We start from the raw sequence: 22,853 nt of genomic DNA, 5'->3' as shown, positions 1-22,853 counted from the left end.
TCTTATAATTCAAAAAAACTCTTTATTGTCAATCTTTGATCGATATTTCCAGACAAATTATAGAGGTCAGTTTCGCCGAGACCTTTCATACCCTCCACCGATGCCTGATCGCCAGGTTCAATTGGTAACAGTCGCCATTTCCACCACGCCAAGGCCTGGTTTTCTCCACTGTGGCAATCCGGGCGTCACAATGTAGTGGCGCGCCTCGATGTCCGGCCGCGGCAGGCAGATCATGACCCATCCAACGAGCCATGCGTCTTCAACGACGCCATTGTCGGCACAGAATTCTATTCCATGGAAACGCAGGAGCTTCTGTCTCGGGCCAATGCGTGAGCGGTGTTTGCCCTGTCTCACCCATCGGCTCCAGCACACGCAGCGACCGAGACATATTTAGATCTCTGCTTCCTCAAACAATTGCCTAGGACAATGCGGAAAAAGACTTGTTCGATAGCGATAAGTGCAGGATTGATAGGCATCTCTAAGAGGGAAACCCAATGGATCACAACAGCAAATCAAACCTGCCCAATCTTTCAAATTTCTGGATGCCCTTTACTGCCAACCGCCAGTTCAAGGAATCCCCTCGCCTTCTGGCGAGTGCCGAAGGCATGTATTACACCGACATTGACGGCAACAGGATTCTGGACGGCACCGCCGGTCTCTGGTGCGTCAATGCCGGCCATGGCCGCAAGAGCATCACCGCCGCTGTAGAGCGGCAGATGTCGACCATGGATTTCGCCCCCACGTTCCAGATGGGCCACCCGATTGCCTTCGAGTTTGCCGAGAAACTCGCGGCGAATGCGCCCGGCGGTCCTGATGCCCAGCTCGATCGTATTTTCTTTACCGGCTCCGGTTCGGAATCTGTCGATACCGCGCTTAAAATTGCGATCGCGTATCAAAGAGCAATCGGCCAAGGCACCCGCACCCGTTTCATCGGTCGTGAAAAGGGATATCATGGCGTCGGCTTCGGCGGAATTTCCGTTGGCGGGCTGGTCAACAACAGACGCGTTTTCCCGCAGATTTCCGCAGACCATATGCGTCACACACTCGATGTCGATCGCAACGCCTATTCAAAGGGAATGCCCGAGCACGGCGTCGAACTGGCGGAAGATCTTGAGCGCCTGGTTGCCCTTCACGGTGCGGAAACGATCGCTGCGGTTATCGTTGAACCCATGTCAGGGTCTGCCGGCGTCATCCTGCCGCCTAAGGGATATCTGGAGCTACTTCGCGCTATTGCAGACAAGCACGGCATCCTGCTGATTTTCGATGAAGTCATCACCGGCTTCGGTCGCCTCGGCAAACCATTCGGGACGGATTATTTCGGCGTGGTGCCGGATCTGGTGACCACCGCGAAGGGCATCACCAACGGGGCCATTCCCATGGGGGCGGTTTTTGCAAAACGCGGCATCTATGACGCGCTGATGCAGGGACCACAAAACCAGATCGAACTCTTCCACGGCTACACCTATTCCGGACATCCGGTAGCCTGCGCCGCGGGTATCGCGACGCTCGAAATCTACGAGAAGGAAGGCTTGCTGACACGCGCTGCTTCCCTCGCTCAGGCATGGGAAGAAGCCCTCCATTCGCTAAAGGGTGCTCCTCACGTCCACGACATTCGAAACCTCGGTCTCGTCGGTGCTATCGAACTCACGCCCCGGGACGGTGCTCCGGGAACCCGCGCTTACGATGTCTTCGTTGACTGCTTCAAGAAGGGATTGCTGGTTCGCGTCACGGGCGACATCATTGCACTCTCCCCTCCCCTGATCATCGAGGAAAGTCAGATCAGCGACATCGTTTCCATTATCGGAGATGCCTTGCGCCGCGCTGCGTAACGCCAGAACGCAGCCGGGGCGGCCAACGGTCGCCCTGGTTCAAACGCTAAATTTTTCTTAAATTTTACATCACATCATCGAACTGTTTTCATTCAGGAAAAACAGGGAAATGAAAGCGAAAACGGCGTTTCGTTTCATCACTTCGTATAACGCTTTTCAAAGCTTTCTCGATTGTTTGTCCTGAGTTGCTCAGACGCTCCGTTGGCGTCGATGAGTCTGGCCTTCAGCCTAGGACGAGCAAGTAATCCCCCAAGTCCGCGCTCCTGTCAAGGCACCTGAAATGACATTTACGCGTGGCAGTCAGATCATGCGACGACCCCATGGTGCCGTTTTGCTCATCTACAAAAGCTCACCAAAGATCTCGATGGAACGAGCGAAGTGCTCGAAATCTAGCCGCCGATTGAGTGATCACATCGCGCTAGGCGCATCTGTCCCGTCTCTCAGAGAGGCATTTGCTCAACCGATGGATTCGGTTTGGAGACAGGATCATTGGGTACAAAAGAAACACTCGCTATGACCGGCGCAGCTCGATCTCAAGGTCAAGTCCGTCTGCGATCACGGATGCCTACCTCAACCGGCGTGAGGTCGGGAATTCAGCAATCAGAAGGAGGACTGAACAAGGCAGACCTCGCGCTCCGTACAAGCGACCCTCTCACATCAGAGAATGACCTCATGCCTAGTGAAGCAACGTCGGGGCAAAAGCTATCAGCTAACGCGGACCGGCATCGATGCTCTCGTCATTGCGCGGGGCAATCTAACGATGCGATCTCAAACGGGTGGCGCGCGCCTCGATCGAGTTAGCCGCGGCAAACTTTAGGCACCAACACTGATGGGTGAAATTCAAGCTCACACCCACCCCCACCTTCAACCAAATTTGGCAGTCAACGGAGGGAAAAGAACGAGAGCAAATAACTATAGCTCAAAAATCGATACGACATTCTTGCATCTAGCACAGTTCGCTGCCCAGCACCGTTAAAGCTTCACCCGCATCCGAGAGCGAATGCGGCAGCCATCCCGGAATATATCATGAGAGATATCTGCGCATGTTAGAGCAGCCGAGCGCGACGAAATTTATGCGGTGACTAACGCAGTCCCGACATCGCCCTCCGCAATTGGGAGGTGCCATTCAGCGCCAGCGACGGATCAATCCACAGACGCTCGCCTCAAGATCCTGAAGTTAGCCGCGGCAAACTTTCTGAGAAGAGTCGCCGCAGACGGGAAAATCTTTCACGTCCACTGCAAAAAAACGCCCTTACCAGCCTGAAAAGATTCATGTCTTGGTAACACAAATGCCTATTGCACCGGAAAGAGAATCGGCGCTTATATCCCAGTTGCGGTAAAAACCGATTTCAGCGGAAAAAACCGCAACTGATCCAACAAGCGGAAAAGATGAGATATGACACAAAGCGCCGATCTGAAATCTGCTGGCAAGGCACCCGATCTCACGGGGCTCATATTACAGCATTCGGCCGCGTTGTCTGCGCAGCTGCAAGCACACAATGCAAATACCTTCGCACCGCTTGCCGAAAAAAGCATGCGAAACTTTTCTCCATCGGAAACAGCGAAGCTTATCGGTATTGGTGAGGCCTACCTGCGCCAGATCGCTTCCGAGCAGCCGGAGCTTGCCGTGGCAAACAGTGGCGGGCGGCGCAGCTATTCCGTCGAAGACATTCACGAGATCAGGAAGTTTCTGGATCAGGGAGCCCGCGGCACACGTCGTTATCTTCCGCACCGCCGTGAAGGTGAAGACCTTCAGGTGATCGCGGTCATGAATTTCAAGGGCGGCTCTGGAAAAACGACAACGTCTGCGCATCTCGCACAATATCTTGCCCTGCGCGGTTATCGGGTTCTGGCGATCGATCTCGACCCACAGGCCAGTCTCTCGGCGCTGTTCGGCCACCAGCCTGAACTGGACGTCGGACCAAACGAGACGCTCTACGGCGCAATTCGCTACGACAAGGAACAGCGGCCGATCGCCGAGATTGTCCGTGGGACCTATATTCCGGATCTCCATATCATCCCGGGTAATCTGGAGCTCATGGAATTCGAGCATGATACGCCACGTGCCCTCATGCGCCGCGCTCCTGGCGATACGCTCTTCTTCGCCCGTATCGGTCAGGCGATTGCTCAGGCTCAAAATTTCTACGACATCGTCGTCATCGATTGCCCACCGCAATTGGGCTACCTCACTCTGTCGGCACTGACCGCGGCAACGTCCGTTCTTGTCACCGTACACCCGCAGATGCTCGACGTGATGTCCATGAACCAGTTTCTCGCGATGACAGGCGACCTGCTCGCCGAAATCGGCAGAGCTGGCGCAACATCGGACTATCACTGGATGCGCTATCTTGTGACCCGATTTGAGCCGAGCGACGGACCTCAAAATCAGATGGTCGCTTTCTTGCGCTCGATTTTCGGCGAGCATGTTCTCAATCATCCCATGCTCAAGACGACGGCCGTTTCAGACGCCGGTTTGACCAACCAGACCCTGTTTGAGGTGGAGCGTACCCAGTTCACCAGATCGACTTACGATCGCGCACTGGAATCCATGACAAATGTAAATGCTGAAATTGAAGGCCTGATCAAGAAGGCCTGGGGTAGGACTGCATGAGCAGAAAAGAAATCTTCGCCAACCTCGGCGGTAAGTCCAGTGAGAACAATGATGCGCCTGTAGAGCGCGCACGTCCTCGTATTCGTCCCATTCTTGGTTCGCCAGAACTGGTGACTGATGTCGTTCACTCGCCCGTCGGCATGATCGGGCAGTCGCTCAACGAGGTGTCTGAACGGTCAAGGCGCGCAGAAGAAATCGAAAAGAAGCTCGCTGAAGGCCTGACGATCGTCGCACTCGATCCTGCAGATGTCGATCCATCCTTCATTCCCGACCGTATGCCGTCGTCAATAGAGGCCGATGTTGGCTTGGTCGAGGCTATTCGTGAACAGGGGCAGCAGGTTCCAATTCTGGTCCGCCCTCACCCTGACCATCCCGGTCGCTATCAGGTGGCATTCGGTCACCGCCGCTTGCGTGCCGTTGCCGAAATTGGCATTCCTGTCCGCGCCGTCGTCAGAAATCTAACCGATGAGCAGCTTGTTGTTGCCCAGGGCCAGGAAAACAACGAACGCCGGGACCTCAGCTATATCGAAAAGGCCCGCTTTGCCCAGAAGCTGCAGATGCGGTTCACGCGTGAGACAATCATGGCCGCCATGTCTCTCTACAAGGGCGATCTGTCAAACATGCTGTCTGTCGTTGGGCGTATTCCGGACGATATCGTTGATAGCATCGGGCCTGCGCCTGGCGTCGGTCGTCGTAACTGGATGGACCTCGCCGAACAACTTTCTTCGTCCAAGGTCAATGAGGCTGCCCGCGCCTATCTTCGTGACGATAGCGTAGCGCGTCTTCCATCCGAAGAGCGGTTCAAATCACTGCTGGAGTTTCTGAAGCCGAAGCCCGAGCCAAAGAAGACTGGTGTTCTCTCCACCGAGAGCGGCCAGAAGCTGGCGAAGATTGTCGAGACGGACAACAGGCTCGATATTTCGATCGATCGTCGGCAGGCACCAGAGTTCGCCGCCTTCGTTCTCGAACACCTACAAACGCTGTTTGAAGAGCATCGCTCCAAGCAGTGAGACCGTCATAACCGATTAACGACTAACAGGAGCAGTAAGCACAAAAGAAAAAAGCCCCCGAACGTTGCCGCACGGAAGCCTTTCTTTGATCTAAGCACCCAAAGAATCTCATTTCCGCGAATCATAGTCAAGAGTCTTGGCATCGATATTTTTTCGGTGAGCGATTTTCTTTTGCCTTTTTGAAGGTGAAAGACATGAACAGTGATAATCTAACGACGCCTTTCGGGCGGCGAGGGGTTTCTATTGGCCTGCTCGCAACCCAGTTTGCGTCGAGAAACATCGATCCTGCGCGTTCGATAGATAAATGGAAGTTGTTTCGAGCAACCTGCGAAGCCCGACCCCATCTCGGTATTTCCGACAGGTCATTGGCTGTGCTCAATGCACTGATCAGCTTTTATCCAAAGGCAGAACTGTCTGAGGAAAACGGTCTTGTGGTTTTCCCGTCGAATCAGCAGCTTTCCCTGCGTGCTCATGGAATGCCGGAGCAGACACTGCGTCGGCATCTGGCAGCATTGGTTCAAGCCGGGCTCATTATTCGCAAGGACAGCCCGAATGGAAAGCGCTATGCCAGGAAGGACCGGAGCGGCGGCATTAGTGATGCCTATGGTTTTTCTCTTGCTCCGCTCATTTCCCGCGCGGACGAGATCCAATCAATCGCCGAAAAGGTCGTCGAGGAACGCCTGCACCTCCAAAGACTGCGGGAGAAAATCACCCTCTGCCGCCGCGACATCGTCAAGTTCGGTGAAATCGCTATTGAGGATCAGATAAAGGGAGACTGGGATCGCATCCGAAATCGTTACGTCACGTTGATTTCTTCCCTCGATCGCAAATCAAAGGCCCCTTTTCTGGAGCTTCTTCTCGCAGATCTTTCAAAACTGCGTGCTGAAATGGCTAACCAACTGGAAAAACACGTAGAAAGCCAAAAAATAAGCGCCAATGCCTATCAAAATGAGCGGCTTATACAGAGTTCAGAATCCGAATCCCTTATTGAAGATGAGCAGCCGGCGGCCAAGAACGAAGTCTCGAATGTTGAGCTTGCTGCAACCAATCAGGCATCGAAGACTGTCAGTGCAGTCAGGAATTCTGAAAAAGACCTGGAAGCCGTCAGCAAAGCAGGTTTTGATCTCGCTACACTCCTCAAGGCGTGTCCGGAAATTACCCTTTACGGTCCAGGCGGTGCGGTCAGAGACTGGAATGATCTGAAACATGCAGGGAATGTCGTTAAATCGATGCTCTCCATCAGCCAATCCGCTTATGATGAAGCCGAGCAGGCTATGGGAACACAGAATACGAACGCAATCATAGCGTGCATTCTTGAGAAGTCCGACGTGATTCAATCAGCCGGAGGCTATCTCAGAACTCTTACGGAGAAATCGAAAACCATGCAGTTCTCCATAAAGCCAATGCTGATGGCTCTGCTTCGGGCACGCATGACATCACATCTTTCACCAGCCCGCTCGCTATGCTGACCAAAAGTCATCTCGACGTTCCAACAAAGGAGCGAGGCATAAATTGACTCCGAAGTGAAAGATTTCTATGTCCGTAATTGAGCTTGAAAGGAAACGAATATGACTGCTGCAGAACTGGCGACGACCACACCCGAGCTTGAGCCCAGCCGGACGAAACGCCTCAAAGCAGCGACGCGCCAGGCGCATGAGGAGCTCGACAGCTTTATCATGTCTGCAAAACCCTTTGAAAACCGTGCCAATTTCGGAAAATTCGTTCAGACACAATATCTCTTTCACAGGGATCTCGATGCACTCTTTGCCAATGAGCGTCTAAGCGAGCTTCTTCCCGATCTAAAGGGCCGTAGACGTCTTGGCTATGTCGATCAGGATCTTGCAGATTTGGACATTGCAGCACCTGCAGGCGGAGAGGTCCGTTTCCGTGCGGAGGATACATCTTTCGATCTCGCAGAAGCCCTTGGCTGGCTTTACGTCGTTGAGGGTTCAAATCTGGGGGCTGCGTTTCTGTTGAAGGACGCCGCGAAACTCGGCCTTGATGACAGCTTCGGTGCGAGACATCTGGCCGGTGCGCCTGAGGGGCGGGGATTGCATTGGCGCACCTTTGTCGCAGCGCTCGACACTATCGATCTGAGTGAAGAGGAAGAAGGCCGGGCGATTGCCGGTGCGCAGGACGCCTTTCGGACGGTCCATGCCTATGCACGGGAAATGATGGTTTAACTCCGGGCGGGCAAGACTTAGGTGTTGCTTGCTCTGGAGAAGGTTTGAGCTAAACTGGCACGGTGGCGGGGAGGCCGCTCCACAGGAGGTTCAATGACTTACAAGCATTTCACCCGGCGCGCTGCGCTGGCGCTTGCTGCATCAGCAGCCGGTTTTCTCTCATTTGCCGGATCAGGCCAGGCGCAAAGTTTCCCTGATCGGACAATTACTCTCGTTGTCCCCTTCGCAGCGGGTGGTTCGACGGACGTTGTTGCCCGCGTTATCGCCCAGAAAATGGGGCAGGAGCTTGGCCAGCAGGTCGTGGTCGAGAATGTTGCCGGCGCTGGCGGCAATCTGGGCGCAGACCGCGTCGCACGGGCGGAACCGGATGGCTACACCATCCTGATGGGCACCGTCGCTACACATGCGCTTAACCCGCTCATTCTCAAGACAAAGCCCTATGATCCGGAAAAGGATTTCGCCCCGATTTCCTTGCTGGTCGTCGTGCCCAATGTTCTCGTGGTCAATCCTCAGCTTCCGGTAAAGACGATTGCCGAGCTGATTGCATTGTTGAAGGCTGAACCCGACAAATACGCCTATGCGTCCTCCGGCAACGGAACGCCGCTTCACCTGTCGGGTGAGCTGTTCAAGGCCATGACGGGCGTATCCATGCAGCACGTGCCCTATAAGGGGTCAGGCCCGGCACTAAACGATCTTCTGGGAAATCAGGTTTCGATCATGTTCGACAACCTGCCATCATCGTCAGGTCATATGAAATCCGGGACGTTGCGCGCGCTGGGTGTCACGACTGCGGAGCGCGCATCCTCTTTCCCTGACGTGCCAACTATTGCCGAAACGGTGCCGGGTTATGAGACCTACACCTGGAATGCGCTTTTTGCACCCGCTGGCACTCCGGCAGCAGCAGTCGATGTCCTCAATGCTGCTGCGAAAAAAGCACTGGCAGACCCTGATGTCGCCGCCCGCATGGCTGATTTCAGCGCGAAGATCGTCGGCTCCACTCCCGATGAACTCAAGGCGCATGTTTCAAAGGAAATCGCCAAGTGGGAGCCTGTGGTCAAGAATGCAAATGTCCAGATGGACTGAGCCAAGACCAGGCGAAATCTGAAGCCTGAGCGTTTTAACTCGCGTGAAGACGACAGCGTGTTTTTCAACAGGTGCCGTTCGAAAGTGCGGCGCCTCTTTTTTGGTCGAGCACGGCCACAGCAATACATCGCAAAGTAAAAAAGAAAGCTGCTGCGATACACGCGGCACCGCCGCGCTTCTCTGAAATCGCTGCTCCAAATTTGAGCACATAAATTTACCGAACGATAAAAAATTTATCATTTGATAAAATTATTGAAGTGTGCGCCTATCAAGTCATTGAAGTCATTTAAAATAAAGAACTGGCACAGAACCTGCATTCCCATGTGAGAACCTGATACGGGCGCTAACTGGAGAATGCACATGGAAATCGGCGTATTCATTCCCATCGGAAACAACGGCTGGCTGATCTCGGAGAACGCTCCGCAATACAAGCCGACGTTCGAGCTCAACAAACAGATAACCCTGGCCGCTGAAAAATACGGCTTCGACTTCGCGCTCTCAATGATCAAGCTGCGGGGCTTTGGTGGCAAGACGGAGTTCTGGGACTACAATCTGGAATCCTTCACGTTGATGGCAGGGCTGGCCGCAGTCACGTCCAAGATCAAGCTGTTCGGGACGACGGCAACATTGGTCATGCCGCCAGCAATTGTGGCACGAATGGCGACAACCATCGATTCCATTTCCGGCGGCCGCTTCGGCATCAACCTCATCACCGGGTGGCAAAGGCCGGAATACAGCCAGATGGGTCTATGGCCGGGCGATGATTATTTTGGCGACCGCTACGCCTATCTCAGCGAATACACCACCGTCCTACAGGAACTGCTGACCAAGGGACAATCGGACCTGAAAGGCCAGTATTTCACGATGGATGATTGCCGGATGAAGCCGGTGCCGCAGGGAGACGTCAAGCTCATCTGTGCCGGCTCTTCCGATAAGGGCATGGAATTTTCCGCAAAGTTCGCGGACTACAGTTTCTGCTTCGGCGTCGGTGTGAACACGCCCACCGCCTTTGCGCCGACCAATACGAGGCTGATGGCGGCGACGGAAAAAACCGGCCGTGATGTCCGCTCCGTGGTGCTAACCATGGTTCTGGCTGAGGAAAAATCCGAGGACGCCTGGGCAAAATGGGAGCATTACAAGGCAGGCGCCGATCAGGAAGCGATCAAATGGCTTGGTTTGCAAAGCTCTGTCGATACGAAGTCCGGTGCCGATACCAATGTCCGTCACATGGCGAACCCTGTCTCAGCCGTCAACATCAACATGGGAACGCTGATTGGCTCCTATGAGGAAGTCGCGGCCATGCTGGACGAGATGAGCGAAGTTCCGGGCACGGGTGGCGTCATGCTGACTTTCGATGACTTTGTGGAGGGTATCGAGAAATTCGGCAAATATGTGCAGCCCCTGATGAAGAGCCGTCAACACATCACCACCGTGCTGGAGGCCGCAGAATGACCGATAGCGGCATTTCCGGTTACCAGCCTCTCAGAAGCAACCTGGACAGCGTAACGCTGCCCGCGCGCCCGGAGCCGCTTTCGTTGAAACCCAGCGAAACCGCAGTCGTGGTAGTGGATATGCAGAACGCCTATTCGACCGAAGGCGGCTATGTCGATCTCGCCGGTTTTGATATTTCCGGCGCGAAATCCACCATCGCCAATATCGGCAAGACGCTTGATGCGGCGCGGGCCGCCGGGGTGCAGGTCATCTATTTCCAGAATGGCTGGGACAGTGACTATGTCGAGGCCGGTGGGCCGGGTTCTCCCAACTGGCACAAGTCCAACGCCCTGAAAACCATGCGGGCGCGGCCGGAATTGCAGGGCAAGCTGCTGGCAAAGGGCACATGGGACTACGCCATTGTGGACGAGCTGCAGCCGCAACCCGGTGATATCCTGGTACCCAAGACGCGATATAGCGGCTTTTTCAACACCAACATGGACAGCGTACTGCGGGCGAGGGGCATCCGCAATCTCGTCTTCGTCGGCATTGCCACCAATGTCTGTGTCGAGAGCTCCCTGCGCGACGCGTTCCATCTCGAATATTTCGGGGTGATGCTGGAGGACGCGACCCACCATCTGGGTCCAGATTTCATCCAGCAGGCGACCGTCTACAATGTCGAGAAATTCTTCGGCTGGGTGGCGACCGTCAATGATTTCTGCGCCGTCATCTCGCAAGCAGCCCCGATGGAAGACTGATCAAACTTCAAGAGGAGAACAGACATGCCAAAGACCATTATCGTTCCTGAAGGCACACAAAAGCCGATAGCGCCCTTTTCTCCCGGCACACTTGCCGATGGCGTCGTCTATGTCTCTGGCACGCTGCCCTTCGACAAGAACAATGATGTGGTGCATGTCGGCGATGCCGCAGCCCAGACACGGCATGTGCTGGAAACCATCAAGACCGTCATCGAAACTGCCGGCGGCACGATGGAGGATGTCACGATGAACCACATCTTCATTACCGACTGGGCGAACTACCAGGCGGTCAATAAGGTCTATGCCGAGTATTTTCCCGGAGACAAGCCCGCGCGCTACTGCATTCAGTGCGGGTTGGTGAAGCCCGATGCCCTCGTGGAAATCGCAACAGTTGCCCATATCGGCAGCCGATGACAGGAAGGCGTGACATGCACTTCGAGGTTTCGGGTCGAACGGAGCCGGATGCGGAAACAATTGTCCTGTCTTCGGGTCTGGGCGGGGCAGGGGCCTATTGGGCGCCGCAGATGGACGTGCTGCAACGGCATTTCCGCGTCGTCATCTATGACCACCGCGGCACCGGCCGAACCGGCGGAGAGGTACCCGTGGACGGTGGCATCGCCGCCATGGCAGATGACGTCATGGAGATCGTAAGCCAACTAAGTATTGCAAGATTTCACTTCATGGGACATGCGCTTGGCGGGCTCATCGGACTTGATATCGCACTGCGCTGGCCGAATTATCTGGACCGTCTCGTCCTCATCAATGCCTGGAGCAAGGTGGACGAGCACTCCCTGCGTTGCTTCGAAGCCAGAATTGCCCTTCTGGAAAACACAGGCGTCGAGGCGTTTGTGCGGGCGCAGCCGCTGTTTCTCTATCCAGCGGTGTGGATGTCCGAAAATGCAGAGCGTCTGGCCCGCGACGATCTCCATGGCGTCGCCCATTTCCAGGGCAGGGACAATGTTCTGCGCCGCATAGACGCGTTGCGCCGTTTCGACATTGATGACCGGCTTGGGGACATAAAGAGCAACACTCTCGTCATCGCTGCCAAGGATGATCTGCTCGTGCCCTATACGCGCTCGTTGCGCCTTGCCGAAGGACTGGAACATGCCGAGCTCATGGTTTTTGACGCGGGGGCACATGCGGTGAACATAACCGAAGCGGATGATTTCAATCGCGAGCTGGAAAGGTTTCTGCTCGCTCGCAAAGCTTGATAAGGTATTGAGATATGACAGTTGACCAGCAGGCACTTGCTGCATTGTTTACGGATGCCCGTACGCACAATGGCTGGCAGGACAAGCCAGTGAGCGACGAGCTTCTGGCGAAGATTTATGATCTGTCCAAAATGGGTCCGACATCGGCCAATTGCTGCCCGGCCCGATTTGTTTTCATCCGGTCGCCTCAGGCAAAGGAAAAGCTGAAACCATGCCTCTCTTCGGGCAATCTTGAGAAGACCATGACGGCGCCGGTGACTGTGATTGCTGCAATGGATGCAACATTCTATGAGAAATTGCCCTTCCTGTTTCCGCATACGGACGCGAGAGCATGGTTTACCTCAAGCCCTGCGATGGCTGAAGAAACGGCTTTTCGAAATGCCAGCCTTCAAGCGGGATATCTGATCATGGCTGCACGTGCGCTAGGGCTGGACACCGGTGCAATGTCAGGCTTTGACAAGGCCAGGGTCGACGAGGCATTTTTTGCCGGGACATCGTGGAAATCCAATTTCCTCATCAATCTCGGCTATGGCGACACGTCGAAACTGTTCGCGCGTCTGCCGCGTTTGCCCTTCGATGATGCCTGCCTTCTGGCGTGACAAGAAACTGAAAAGGATAGAGAAGATGCAGACGCTGTCTCTTACAAAGGATGCCGAGATGGAGACCAAGACTGCCGAGCAGAGCAGCCTGGACTATAAAAACGCCATGTCGCAACTGGCCGGTGCCGTCAACATCGTCACAACCGATGGGCCTGAGGGAAGGGCGGGCTTTGCCGCCACGGCAGTTTGCAGCGTTTCGGACAATCCACCGACATTGCTGGTTTGCCTTAACCGCAACTCCTCCGCTTACAAATATGTGACCGCAAACGGTGTTCTCTGCGTCAATACGCTTGCGGCGGGCCAGCAGGATCTAAGCGCGCTGTTCGGCGGTAAAACCCCTATGGATGTGCGCTTTTCCGCAGGGGAGTGGACCACACATGAAACCGGTTCGCCGCTGCTTTCCGGTGCGCTCGCCTCTTTCGATTGCCGCATTCGAACAGTGCATGATGGTGGCACACATGATATTCTGATCTGCGATGTGGTGGAATCCATCGTAAGCGACGAAGACGAAGCACTTGTCTATTTCAGGCGCAGCTACCGGCAAATTTGATGCCTAAGATTCCGAATAAGTGCGGATTTGACGTTCTGATGAGATTCCCGCCGCTTGCCATCGCCGGCTCCAGGCAGACGCGCATCGTCAAAACGCGCCCGATAGACAAATATTAACAATTCATAACTCACCAGTTGACTTTGCGGCAGGGTGCGCTTTACTGCGCCGTAATTGGTAAGACCATTTTACCAGTCTGGGAGGACTTCATGTTCGTGGCTTTGGAGCCGCGCCGCCTGCACCGGCAGGTCGCGGACCAGATACGTGCGCTGATCGAAACGGGGGAACTGGTTCCCGGCGCAAAATTGCCTGCCGAGCGTGATCTCGCAGAGCGTTTTGCCGTCTCCCGCCCCACCATTCGCGAGGCGCTTATCGTTCTCGAGGTGGAGGGTCATATCCAGATTCGCATGGGCTCCGGCGTCTATGTCAGCCAGCGAACGCCTCAGGCTGCATCGAAAGTTCTGCCGGTGGACGAGAATGACAGCCCATTCGAGATACTGCAGGCACGCAGCATTATCGAAGGTGCGATCGCCGAAGAGGCGGCGATGATGGCGACGCCTGAGGGTATCAAGCATCTCGACGAATGCCTGCTGCAGATGGAACGGGCAATCGGGGACCCCGTCGACATGCTGGTGCAAGACCGCGCCTTCCACACGGCAATTACCGATATCGTTGGGAACGCGACACTTCATCGCCTGACGGGTCAGATCTTCGACCGGCGGATGACACCCTATTTCGAGAGGCTGGCAAGCCATTTCGAAGGCCCCCACACATGGCGACTGGCGCTTGAGGAGCATCGCGTGATCCGCGACGCCATTGCAGCCAAGGACGCGGTCGGCGCCCGCAACGCAATGCGGCGGCATCTTACGCTGTCGCAGAAAAGATTTTCCGAAAGCTTCGGGGAGGAGCCGTAGGAAAAACCGGCGCCGTCAGGAGAGAGGGCGGTGCCGGGACAAGACGATCTGATTTCAATCCGGGAGGGAATACAATGATATCAAGATTATCCGCCTTGCTAGGCGCAACCGCTCTTGCCTTGGCCGCCGCATGTTCGGCTCAGGCGCAGACCGCGCTGAAATGGGCGCATGTCTATGAGACGACCGAACCATTCCATACGGAATCCGTCTGGGCCGCAAAGGAGATCGAAAAGCGCACCGAAGGACGCTACAAGATCGATGTCTTCCCCGCCTCGCAGCTTGGCAAGGAAGTCGATATCAATCAGGGCTTGAAACTCGGTACGGTCGATATGATCATCTCCGGCTCCAGCTTCGCCGCCCGCGACTACAAGCCCATCGGTGTCACCTATTTCCCCTATATCTTCCGCAGCCCTGAGCATCTGATCGCCTACAAAAAGAGCGATGTCTTCAAACGGCTCGCCAAGGGTTATGAAGACAAGACCGGCAACGTCATTACGGCAGTCAGCTACTACGGAACACGCCATACGACAGCCAACAAGCCTATCGCCAAATGCGGCGATCTTGCTGGCGTGAAGATGCGTGTGCCCGATGTTCCCGCCTATCTCGCAATGCCGCGGGCCTGTGGTGCAAACACCACGCCGATTGCCTTTGCCGAGGTCTATCTGGCGCTGCAGAACGGCACCGTCGATGCGCAGGAAAATCCGCTGACAACAATCGAGGCGAAGAAATTCTTCGAGGTCCAGAAGAACATCATTCTGACCGGACACATCGTTGATCATCTCAACACGGTCGTTTCCAAGAGCCGCTGGGCAAGCCTTTCGGACGAGGACAAGAAGATCTTTGTCGAGGTGATGCAGGAAGCGGCAACCAAGACGACCAAGATCATCGAGGAACGGGAAAACAAGCTGGTCGACGATTTCAAGGCGCGCGGTCTTTCGGTGACGGAAGTCGACAAGGCCGATTTCGAGAAAAACGTGCTGGAAAAGGTGAAGTTCGAGGACTTCGGTTATGACAAGGCCGATTGGGAAGCCATTCGCGCCATTCAATAGACCGCATCCGGCGCGGTCTTCGGATCGCGCCGCCCTTTCTTCTCAGCCGGGACAATTCAATGTCGAAGGAACTTCACACTCAGGTGACGCCTGAGGAACTCGCCCATACATTCGATGAGGCGCCGCCGGATACCGATCTCTCTGTCTATTCGTTCGAAGACTGGATCACGCTTGCCCTCTTCTGGGTCATGACGGGCTGCGTGTTCCTGCAGTTCTTCACGCGCTACGTCCTCAATGACAGCTATGCATGGACCGAGGAAATCGCCGTCAACTGCCTGATCGGCGTCGTCTTCATGGGCTCCGTGATGTGCGTGCGCCTGTCACGCCATATTCAGGTGGACGTGCTCTATCACTACCTGCCACCCCATGTGACGCGCATCATGTCGCTTGCCGTGGATGTGCTGCGAATGGGCTTCTTTGCCTATGCATCCTGGCTGATGTGGCGGTATCTCGATATCGTCGCGGATGAGGAGATGGTAACGGTGGCCTTGCCGCGCGGCATCGTCTTCTACACGGTCTTTGCCGCATTCGTGCTGATGTTCCTGCGGTCCATTCAGGTCTTCGTCGCCAATCTGCGGCGTGGCTATTCCGTTCTTGAACGGCCTGAAGAGTTTCAAAGCGTGGAGGAAGTGTAAGATGCTGGTTCTCATCGGTTCCTTCCTTCTTCTGATGCTCATCGGCCTTCCCGTCGCCATTTCCATGGCTGTGTCGTCGCTGCTCTATATCGTGTCCTACAACGTTGCTCCCGATATCATAGCGGCACAGCGGATGATCGCGGGTGTCGAAAGCTTTCCGCTGCTTGCGGTGCCATTCTTCATCCTTGCGGGAAATCTGATGAATGTTGCGGGCGTTACCGGCCGCATCTACTCCTTCGCCGTCGCACTTGTTGGCTGGATGAAAGGCGGGCTGGCGCAGGTCAACATCATCGGTTCGGTGATTTTTTCCGGCATGTCCGGAACAGCCCTTGCCGATGCGGCCGGTATCGGCACCATCGAAATCAAGGCCATGAAGGACCATGGATACCCGGTGGAGGCTGCCGTCGGCGTCACCGCCGCCTCGGCCACACTCGGTCCAATCTTCCCGCCGTCCCTGCCATTCGTGATCTATGGAATGATGGCGAATGTCTCGATTGGCGCGCTGTTCATGGCTGGCATCGTTCCAGGTGTCGTCATGACGCTGTTGATGATGATCACCGTGGCGGCCTTCGCCTATATCAAGAATTGGGGTTCGGACACGCCATTCAGCCTGAAAACGATTTTTGGCGCATCTTTGGAAGTGCTGGTCGTCATGATGGTGCCTGTCGGCATTTATCTGCTGACAATGCTGGGCATGTCGCTGAACCTTGCAATCGTCATCGTGCTTGCGGTTCTGATCGTCTGTGACTGGTATTTCGACTTTTCCGCCGTGATGGCTTTGATGACCCCGGTCATCCTGATCGGCGGTATGACGATGGGGTGGTTCACGCCCACCGAAGCGGCGGTTGCGGCGGTCTTGTGGTCGCTCTTTCTCGGTCTCGTCCGCTACAGGACCATGACGCTCAAGACATTGGCGAAGGCGACCTTTGAGACGATCGAAACAACGGCCTCCGTGCTGTTCATCGTTGCGGCAGCTTCCGTCTTCGCGTGGCTTTTGACGGTCAGTCAGGCGGCGCAGGTTCTATCGTCAGCAATCCTTACCCTGACGGACAGCAAGTGGATATTCCTCGTGCTCGTCAATCTGCTGATGCTGTTTGTCGGGTGCTTCCTCGATACGATTGCTGCAATCACCATTCTGGTGCCGATCCTGCTGCCGCTCGTTCTGCAGTTCGATATCGACCCGGTGCATTTCGGGCTGATCATGACGCTGAACCTGATGATCGGCCTTCTGCATCCGCCGCTGGGAATGGTGCTGTTCGTGCTGTCGCGCGTCGCGCGGCTATCGGTGGAACGCACGACGATGGCCATTCTTCCCTGGTTGGTGCCACTCTTCGTGGCGCTCATCCTCATTACCTTCGTGCCAGCCATCACGCTGTGGCTGCCGACGGAAATGGGCCTGATCCGCTAAGTCATCACCCCGCGCGATCATTCGCGCGGGATTTCCCACCCATACGAGAGTGAAGTGCATGTTGACCCGCGTGGCGCGTCTTTACGGCAAACAGGACATCAAGGTCGAAACACAGGACGTCAGGCAGCCCGGCGTCGGGGAGGTGCTGCTGCGCATGGCCGCAGGCGGCATCTGCGGCTCTGATCTGCACTATTATCAGGATGGTGGTTTCGGCCCTGTCCAGGTGCGAGAACCAATCATTTCCGGCCACGAAGCATCTGGATATGTCGAGGCACTAGGGGAGGGCGTAAGTGGACTGGCGATTGGCGCGCTTGTTGCGGTCAACCCGTCCCAGCCCTGCGGTGAGTGCCATTACTGTAAGTCCAACCTGCCGATCCATTGTCTCGAAATGCGTTTCATGGGCAGCGCCATGCGCCTGCCGCACGAGCAGGGCATGTTCAGGGACTGGCTTGTGGTGCCGGCAGAACAGTGTTTTGCTTTCGAAAACAATTCTACCTCCGCCGAAGCTGCCTGTGCCGAGCCATTGGCCGTCTGCCTCCATGCCGTTGCGCAGGCGCACGACGTGGCTGGCAGCCGCGTGCTGGTGACCGGGGCGGGCCCGATTGGCCTGTTGACGGTGGCTGCCGCACGGCACGCCGGTGCCGGAGAGATCGTCGTAACCGATCTTGCCGATGCGGCTCTTTCTCGTGCTGTTGCCATGGGCGCAACCCGCACAATCAACGTTCTCACCGATCCGCAAGGGCTTGCACCATTCCAGGAAGGCAAGGGCAGTTTCGACATTGTCTTCGATTGTTCCGCTGCCGGACCTGCCCTGCGCTCTGCATTCGCTGCTATAAGACCGCGCGGCACGATTGTGCAGGTGGGCGTGACCGGAGACATGACCATCCCGCTCAATGCTCTCGTCGGCAAGGAAATCGTCTGGCGCGGCTCCCAGCGTTTCGATCAGGAATTTGCGCTCGCCGTCAAACTCATTTCGGACCGCACCATCGACGTGCGGCCCATCATTTCCCACGAATTTCCACTCGTAAGCGTTGCCGAGGCGTTCGAACAGGCAGGCGACAGATCCGTCGCCTGCAAGGTGCAGATCCTCCTCGGCGGCTCGAACTGATATCTGAAGGACATAGACATGAAGCATACCTGGCGCTGGTTTGGGCCAATTGACAAGGTAACGGTGCGGGATGCGGCACAGGCCGGTGCCGAGGGCATCGTCAGTGCGCTGCACCACATTGCCACCGGAGCCGTATGGCCGGTGGATGAGATCGAGAAACGACACCGGGACATAAAGGCGGGTGGCCTTTACTGGGATGTGGTGGAAAGCGTGCCGGTGTCGGAAGACATCAAGACCCAGACCGGAGACTGGAAAGCCCATATCGTCAACTGGCAGGAAACCCTGCGGCGACTTTCCCGAAGCGGCATTCGCACCGTGTGCTACAACTTCATGCCGATACTGGACTGGACACGCACCGACCTGCGCTGGGAAACCCGCCACGGCGCCAAGGCGATGCGTTTCGACCTGACCGATTTCGTTGCCTTTGATATCCACATTCTCAAAAGGCCGGACGCGAACCATGATTACCCGGAATGGCTGATCGAGGCCTCCGCCAAACGCTTTGCCGAATTGAGCGGCGACAGGATCGCCGCCCTTGGCAAAAACATCGGTGCCGGTCTGCCGGGTTCTGCCGATGGCTACACGCTGGAACAGCTGCTGGAAAAACTCAAAACCTATCAGGGCATCGATCGCGAGAGGCTCCAGTCCAATCTGGTCGATTTCCTGTCGCAGGTCGTGCCTGTGGCAGAGGAGGTGGGGATCAACATCTGCGCCCATGCGGATGATCCACCATGGCCCTTGCTGGGCTTGCCGCGTATCCTGTCGACAGAGGCCGATTATGCGCACATGCTTTCCAAGGTCGATAGCAGAGCCAACGGCGTGACCCTGTGTACCGGTTCATTGGGCGCCCGTCCGGACAATGATTTGCCACAGATCGCGAGACGATTTGCTGACCGCATTCATTTTGTGCATCTGCGCAATGTCACGCGTGATACGGAGGCCGTTCCATGCTCTTTCTTCGAGGATGAACATCTGGAGGGGGCAACGGACATGGTCGCCGTCATCGCCACATTGCTTGAGGAGGAAAAGCGCCGACGTCTGGAAGGGCGCGAAGACCACCGTATTGCCATGCGGCCGGACCATGGGCAGGAAATCCTCGATGATCTCACGCGCGGCGCGCAACCCGGCTATCCCGCCATTGGGCGTCTCAAGGGGCTTGCGGAACTCCGCGGCATAGAGCGCGCCCTTCTTCATCCTCACTACGGTCGAGTATAGGCCCATGGACACGCTTTCGAATTCTACCGTTTTGCCAAATGCGGTCTTGTCGCCTTCATTTAACCGGCGCGAACTTAAACCCGGTATCGTCCATATCGGGCTTGGAGCATTTCATCGCGCCCATCAGGCGGTCTATACGCAGCGCGCGCTGGAAAAGAGCTTTGGGCCATGGGGTATTGTTGCGGTCAATTTGCGCTCCCCGGAACCCGTTCGTGCCCTGGAAAAGCAGGATGGTCTCTATTCAATCATCGTGCGCAGTGCCGAAGGCGATAGAGCAGAGGTGATCGGCACGACAGTCGACTGGCTTTGTGCCGCTGAAAGTCAGCAGGACGTACTGGACTATTTGTCAAACCCGGATATCCGCGTCGTGACGCTCACCGTGAGCGAGAAGGCCTATGGGCTCGATCCGCTGACGGGCGGTCTTGATTTCCATCACCCAGCGGTGGCGGCCGATATCGCGCAACCAACCAGGCCGCAAGGCGTCATCGGTTTTCTCGTCGAGGGCCTCTTCAGACGTTGGGAGAGGGGGATTGATCCCTTTACGGTCCTGTGTTGCGACAACCTGCCCTCCAACGGCAGGGTGGTGCGTCGTCTCGTGCTGGAGATGGCAGGCAGGCGGGATCAGGCCCTGGCAAACTGGATAGGGAGCCATGGAAAATTCCCGTGCAGCATGGTGGATCGCATCGTTCCGGCGGCAACGGACGAAACACGCGCCCGCGCCGCCGCACTGCTGGGTGCTGAGGACCGGCTGGCAATCGAGACGGAACCGTTCATGCAATGGGTCATCGAGGATGATTTCGTTGCAGGCAGGCCCGCATGGGAAGAGGCGGGTGCGGTATTTGCCGATGCCGTTGCGCCTTACGAAGACATGAAGCTGCGTCTGCTCAACGGTTCTCACACGCTCATCGCCCATCTGGGTATTCTACACGATCTCGACTTCGTGCGCGACGTGATGGCCGTCCCCGAATTCGTTGAGATCGTCCAGCGCCATATGGAGGCCGCAACCGCTACCCTTGGCGCCGTGCCCGGCATCGATCTTCCCGCTTACAAACATCAACTGCTGGAACGCTTTGCCAATCCGACGATTGCGCATCGCAACACGCAGATTGCGATGGACACAAGCCAGAAGCTGCCGCAACGTATTCTTGCCGCAGCTGTAGAAACGTTGAAGGCTGGTGGGGAGGCAAGGGAATTTGCCTATGTTGTCGCGCTCTGGATTGCCTCAATCCACAAGCGCGGTGATCTGAACGACCCACGTCGCGACGAAATCCTGGCCGCAATCCGGCAGGCTGACCGGCAAGATCCCTCCGCCCCCCTGTTTTCCATCACAGGACTTTTCCCTCAGGAACTGATCGAAGACCGAAGCTGGCGCGATATTGTCAATCGCGAACTTGCCAGCTTCGATATGACGGCCGACGTCGAAAAAACCTGAGGCGACCTGGGAGGCTCAATGGCGGGAATTGCTGATCGTTAATTCCCGCTCGAGTGGCGTTCGTGAAGATATTGGCCTAGTGGAAGCGGCCTGCGAGCAAGCGCTGTTTTATGGCCGAATGCCTGAAATAAGCCTTTCTTTTAGCACTTCATTTATGGGCTTCACAATCCTGTAACAACAGACCTAATATACAGGTGCAGATGCCGAATCGATCAGGAGACGCCCTTGACGATTGCAGTTTCACCACAGGCCCTGCCCGCGCTCGTTTTGAACGCAGACTACAGGCCGCTGAGTTATTATCCCTTGTCGCTCTGGTCCTGGCAGGACGCGATCAAGGCCGTGTTTCTTGACCGTGTAAACATCATCGCAGAATATGATCACGCGGTGTGTTCACCAAGCTTTTCCCTGAAGCTGCCAAGTGTTGTCAGCCTCAAGACCTATGTTCAGCCAACCCGAAATCCGGCTTTCACCCGCTTCAACGTCTTCCTGCGCGACAAGTTCGAGTGCCAGTATTGCGGCTCAAAGGACGACCTGACCTTCGATCACGTCATCCCGCGCGCACATGGCGGCGAAACGACCTGGCACAATGTTGTCGCGGCCTGCTCGCCCTGCAATTTGAAAAAGGGAAGCAAGCTGCCCCGGATTGCCGGAATGTTCCCTAGTCAGAAGCCATACCAGCCAACCGTTCAGGACCTGCATAACAATGGGCGGTCTTTCCCGCCCAATTATTTGCACGAAAGCTGGATGGACTATCTGTACTGGGATACCGAACTGCAGCCATAAGAGCCTCAGGCCGTCTTGCGGCTCGCTCCGAAGAACGCGATGGCTGCAAGAATGACGCTTGCAATCACGTTCCATCCGGCAAAGGAAAGGCCAAGGACGCGCAGTGCAGCGTCGTTGCACGATGGCGGCTTTACAGCGTTGAGGTCATTCAAGAGGTTTCCGGCATTCGTGGTCAATGAAGGCGCTCCGGTCGAGCAGGTAATGGGCCCTGGCCAGAAGCCCCATTCAACACCGGAATGATAAACACCAAGAGCGGCGCCGATCAGCATCGCGATCCCGATCAGGACGAGCGCGGACCGTGTCAGCCATGACGGCAATTTGAACATGGCCGCCGCAATCGCCAGAATTCCGACGGGTATCGCATAATAATAGGGATCGCGCTGCAACAGACATAGCGCACACGGTGTATATCCGCCGATATGCTGGAACCCAAGTGCAGAGCCCACCGTGAAAATCATTCCAGCGGTGACCAGAACCGCCGAAATTGTTCGGTTCTTCTCTGCGGAAACTGCACTTTCCATCTATAATTCCTCACTCTACGCGGCCTTGGGACCGCCCATGATATGACCCAGCGAAGCGGCCCGAATTGAAAACGCTCCATAGCCTCTAATCCAGTCCAGCGACGCTTGCAATTCGCACCTTCGTCAACAATTCAAGCGCTGTACGTGCTGTCTTCTAAGCGCACTAATTTTGCAAAAATAAGTTGACCTCCCATGGCTTGTTCGTATAGTCCGCGACATACCAAGATGTAAGCATCCAAAGTGCCCCTTTGGCGGAATTGGTAGACGCGCCTGACTCAAAATCAGGTTCCGAGAGGAGTGCTGGTTCGATTCCGGCAAGGGGCACCACTACAGCTTGAAATCCATTGAAATCGTTGTGCTTTTAAGATGTTTTTGTCCCACCTTTTATAACCCTTGTTCGCGTGGGACATTTTCATGGCTGATGTGTCCGACACCAGCGACAGCTTTTTTGGCGATGTATTCTCCGTCATGCTGACCCTAAACAACAACATTCCAGCGGTTTTTCAGATGCTATCAAAGTGTCTGT

At 55.8% G+C, this 22,853-nt stretch carries 22 protein-coding genes and 1 tRNA gene; 21 read left to right on the top strand and 2 right to left on the bottom strand.

The window, feature by feature from the left end:
• Positions 1-117 precede the first annotated feature (117 nt).
• Positions 118-354 carry a hypothetical protein gene (locus tag QRN85_RS00705; protein ID WP_284756824.1) on the bottom strand — a complete coding sequence of 79 codons (237 nt, stop codon included), beginning with the start codon at positions 352-354 and terminating at the stop codon, positions 118-120.
• 140 nt (positions 355-494) lie between these two features.
• On the opposite strand from QRN85_RS00705, the gene aptA reads away from it, so the two are divergent.
• The 20 genes from aptA to QRN85_RS00605 all read left to right on the top strand — a co-directional run bounded on the left by aptA (position 495) and on the right by QRN85_RS00605 (position 21,806).
• Entirely contained in the window at positions 495-1,829 is a 1,335-nt protein-coding gene (aptA, locus tag QRN85_RS00700) for an omega-aminotransferase AptA (RefSeq protein ID WP_284756823.1), read from the top strand.
• 1,396 nt (positions 1,830-3,225) lie between these two features.
• Positions 3,226-4,440, top strand: a complete 1,215-nt coding sequence (gene repA, locus QRN85_RS00695; protein WP_082469796.1) for a plasmid partitioning protein RepA — start codon at positions 3,226-3,228, stop codon at positions 4,438-4,440.
• Complete coding sequence (repB, locus tag QRN85_RS00690) at positions 4,437-5,450, top strand: plasmid partitioning protein RepB (RefSeq protein ID WP_284756822.1); 1,014 nt, start codon at positions 4,437-4,439, stop codon at positions 5,448-5,450. Before repA ends, repB begins: the two co-directional genes overlap by 4 nt.
• A gap of 194 nt (positions 5,451-5,644) precedes the next feature.
• Positions 5,645-6,919, top strand: coding sequence for a plasmid replication protein RepC (repC, locus tag QRN85_RS00685; protein ID WP_284756821.1), 1,275 nt, complete (start codon positions 5,645-5,647; stop codon positions 6,917-6,919).
• A 99-nt stretch (positions 6,920-7,018) separates the two neighbouring features.
• Positions 7,019-7,633, top strand: coding sequence for a biliverdin-producing heme oxygenase (locus tag QRN85_RS00680; RefSeq protein ID WP_113092239.1), 615 nt, complete (start codon positions 7,019-7,021; stop codon positions 7,631-7,633).
• A gap of 93 nt (positions 7,634-7,726) precedes the next feature.
• Positions 7,727-8,716, top strand: coding sequence for a Bug family tripartite tricarboxylate transporter substrate binding protein (locus tag QRN85_RS00675; RefSeq protein WP_284756820.1), 990 nt, complete (start codon positions 7,727-7,729; stop codon positions 8,714-8,716).
• Positions 8,717-9,076: 360 nt separating this feature from the next.
• A complete protein-coding gene (gene rutA, locus QRN85_RS00670) occupies positions 9,077-10,168 on the top strand; it encodes a pyrimidine utilization protein A (protein WP_113218412.1) in 1,092 nt (363 codons plus the stop codon).
• A complete protein-coding gene (rutB, locus tag QRN85_RS00665; protein ID WP_284756819.1) occupies positions 10,165-10,905 on the top strand; it encodes a pyrimidine utilization protein B in 741 nt (246 codons plus the stop codon). The genes rutA and rutB overlap by 4 nt, the downstream gene beginning before the upstream one ends.
• Positions 10,906-10,929: 24 nt before the next feature.
• Positions 10,930-11,319, top strand: coding sequence for a pyrimidine utilization protein C (rutC, locus tag QRN85_RS00660; RefSeq protein ID WP_062589992.1), 390 nt, complete (start codon positions 10,930-10,932; stop codon positions 11,317-11,319).
• 14 nt (positions 11,320-11,333) lie between these two features.
• The gene (gene rutD, locus QRN85_RS00655) at positions 11,334-12,116 is read left to right on the top strand and encodes a pyrimidine utilization protein D (RefSeq protein ID WP_284756817.1); all 783 of its coding nucleotides are present in this window, start codon (positions 11,334-11,336) and stop codon (positions 12,114-12,116) included.
• 14 nt (positions 12,117-12,130) lie between these two features.
• Positions 12,131-12,715, top strand: a complete 585-nt coding sequence (locus QRN85_RS00650; RefSeq protein ID WP_284756816.1) for a malonic semialdehyde reductase — start codon at positions 12,131-12,133, stop codon at positions 12,713-12,715.
• A gap of 25 nt (positions 12,716-12,740) precedes the next feature.
• On the top strand, positions 12,741-13,265 hold the full coding sequence (locus QRN85_RS00645) for a flavin reductase (protein ID WP_284756815.1): 525 nt from the start codon (positions 12,741-12,743) through the stop codon (positions 13,263-13,265).
• 206 nt (positions 13,266-13,471) lie between these two features.
• On the top strand, positions 13,472-14,176 hold the full coding sequence (locus QRN85_RS00640) for a FadR/GntR family transcriptional regulator (protein ID WP_062589988.1): 705 nt from the start codon (positions 13,472-13,474) through the stop codon (positions 14,174-14,176).
• 74 nt (positions 14,177-14,250) lie between these two features.
• Positions 14,251-15,225 (top strand): sialic acid TRAP transporter substrate-binding protein SiaP, encoded by a 975-nt coding sequence (locus QRN85_RS00635; protein WP_284756812.1) that lies wholly within the window; start codon positions 14,251-14,253, stop codon positions 15,223-15,225.
• Positions 15,226-15,284: 59 nt separating this feature from the next.
• Positions 15,285-15,860: a TRAP transporter small permease gene (locus tag QRN85_RS00630; RefSeq protein WP_062589986.1), complete on the top strand. Its 576-nt coding sequence runs from the start codon at positions 15,285-15,287 to the stop codon at positions 15,858-15,860.
• 1 nt (position 15,861) lies between these two features.
• On the top strand, positions 15,862-17,268 hold the full coding sequence (locus QRN85_RS00625; protein ID WP_112960763.1) for a TRAP transporter large permease: 1,407 nt from the start codon (positions 15,862-15,864) through the stop codon (positions 17,266-17,268).
• Positions 17,269-17,326: 58 nt separating this feature from the next.
• A complete protein-coding gene (locus QRN85_RS00620) occupies positions 17,327-18,376 on the top strand; it encodes an L-idonate 5-dehydrogenase (RefSeq protein WP_284756810.1) in 1,050 nt (349 codons plus the stop codon).
• An 18-nt stretch (positions 18,377-18,394) separates the two neighbouring features.
• Complete coding sequence (gene uxuA / locus QRN85_RS00615) at positions 18,395-19,591, top strand: mannonate dehydratase (protein ID WP_284756808.1); 1,197 nt, start codon at positions 18,395-18,397, stop codon at positions 19,589-19,591.
• Positions 19,592-19,595: 4 nt separating this feature from the next.
• Positions 19,596-21,023: a mannitol dehydrogenase family protein gene (locus QRN85_RS00610; RefSeq protein ID WP_284756806.1), complete on the top strand. Its 1,428-nt coding sequence runs from the start codon at positions 19,596-19,598 to the stop codon at positions 21,021-21,023.
• 225 nt (positions 21,024-21,248) lie between these two features.
• Positions 21,249-21,806 carry an HNH endonuclease gene (locus tag QRN85_RS00605; protein ID WP_284756804.1) on the top strand — a complete coding sequence of 186 codons (558 nt, stop codon included), beginning with the start codon at positions 21,249-21,251 and terminating at the stop codon, positions 21,804-21,806.
• Positions 21,807-21,811: 5 nt separating this feature from the next.
• Here the strand turns inward: QRN85_RS00605 and QRN85_RS00600 are convergent, their stop codons facing one another.
• Complete coding sequence (locus QRN85_RS00600) at positions 21,812-22,327, bottom strand: disulfide bond formation protein B (RefSeq protein ID WP_284756803.1); 516 nt, start codon at positions 22,325-22,327, stop codon at positions 21,812-21,814.
• Between the two features lie 242 nt (positions 22,328-22,569).
• Between QRN85_RS00600 and QRN85_RS00595 the strand changes: the two genes are divergently transcribed.
• A tRNA-Leu gene (locus QRN85_RS00595) sits at positions 22,570-22,654 on the top strand.
• Positions 22,655-22,853 lie beyond the last annotated feature (199 nt).

This window comes from Agrobacterium sp. fls2-241-TYG-188a, assembly GCF_030209845.1.
Note: the sequence above shows the minus strand (reverse complement) of the source record. Positions and strands in the feature narration are given on the sequence as shown.